Genomic DNA, 1,377 nt, shown 5'->3' with positions numbered 1-1,377 from the left:
CCCACCACACCACCGACAACGCCGCCCACCACGCCTCCGACGACGCCTCCGCCGTCTGGGAGTGCTCCGTTGAAGCCGCGGATGGTGATCATGACGGATATCACGTCGGCGGACTGGGAGCCGGATGACATGGAGTCGTTGATCCATGTGCTGGCCAGTGCGGACATGTACGAGATCGACGGGATCATCTCGACGACGGGGTGGAGCCTGGACGGCAGCAGCCCGCTGCAGACCTCGCACATCTACGACGTGATCAACGCGTATGCCAAGGACCTGCCGAACCTGATGAAGCGCAGCGGGCAGACCGGTTTCCTGGCCGACGAGACGCACCAGCGGATCGGGTACTGGCCCAGCCCCGACCACCTGCGCAGCCTGGTCAAGGAAGGCCTCGACGTCCGCGGTATGGGAGCGGTCGGCGCCGGCAAGGACTCCGCGGGCAGCAACCAGGTCGTCAGCGTCGTCGACCAGGCCGACACCCGCCCGGTGTGGATGACGTTCTGGGGCAGCGGCAACACCCTGGCCCAGGCCCTGTGGCACGTCCAGAACACCCGCAGCGCCGCCGACCTGGCCACGTTCATCTCCAAGGTCCGCGTCTACGCCATCACCGACCAGGACCGCGGCTACACCGGCGAGGGCTACTCCAACAGCTCCCAGTACTGGATGCGCAAGACCTTCCCCAGCCTGTTCTACATCTGGTCCGAGACCGCCTGGGGCGAGTACGGCTCCACCATCAAGAACACCTACTGGCCCCAGTACACCTCCAAGATCCAGGGACACGGCGCACTCGGCGGGATGTACCCGACCTGGAAATACATCGTCGAGGGCGACTCACCCAGCTGGCTCCACCTGTGGCCCGGCCTGAACGACCCCAACGACCCCAGCCAGTACGGATTCGGCGGCCGCTTCATCTACGGCACCGGCCCCGACGGCCAGACCAAGGCCTACACCGACAACACCGGCGACCCCGCCAACCAGAGCCGCGCCGCGATCGACCGCACCCTCCAGGACCAGACCAACAACTTCATCTCCCGCATCGACTGGGCCACCAACGGCACCGGCAACCGCAACCCCAACCTCGTCGTCAACAACGACAACGGCTACACACCCCTCACCCTCACCGCCACCCCCGGCAGCACCGTCACCCTCACCACCACCGGAACCACCGACCCCGACGGCAACGCCATCACCTACACCTGGACCCACGACACCGGAACCGGCTACACCGGCACCGTCAACCTCACCACCACCGGCACCACCACCAACATCCAAATCCCCACCAACACCGCAGGCCAGACCATCAGCATCATCCTGCGCGCCGCCGACAACGGCACCCCCTCACTCGCCACCTACCGCCGCATCCAAATCAAAACCAGCTGA

At 66.0% G+C, this 1,377-nt stretch carries 1 protein-coding gene; it reads left to right on the top strand.

Annotated elements, in window-relative coordinates; translation table 11 throughout:
* Positions 1-90 precede the first annotated feature (90 nt).
* Positions 91-1,377, top strand: a complete 1,287-nt coding sequence (locus JT723_RS34605; protein WP_205048873.1) for a DUF1593 domain-containing protein — start codon at positions 91-93, stop codon at positions 1,375-1,377.

The sequence above is a fragment of the Actinacidiphila bryophytorum genome (genome assembly GCF_016916835.1).
Classification (GTDB): domain Bacteria; phylum Actinomycetota; class Actinomycetes; order Streptomycetales; family Streptomycetaceae; genus Actinacidiphila; species Actinacidiphila bryophytorum.
The sequence above is the reverse complement of the archived record's forward strand: the minus strand, read 5'-3'. Positions and strand labels throughout refer to the sequence as shown.

Bases quoted from the DNA above. Each gene is read 5' to 3' on its own strand.
- JT723_RS34605 (WP_205048873.1), top strand. From the start codon at position 91: ATGACGGATATCACGTCGGCGGACTGGGAGCCGGATGACATGGAGTCG.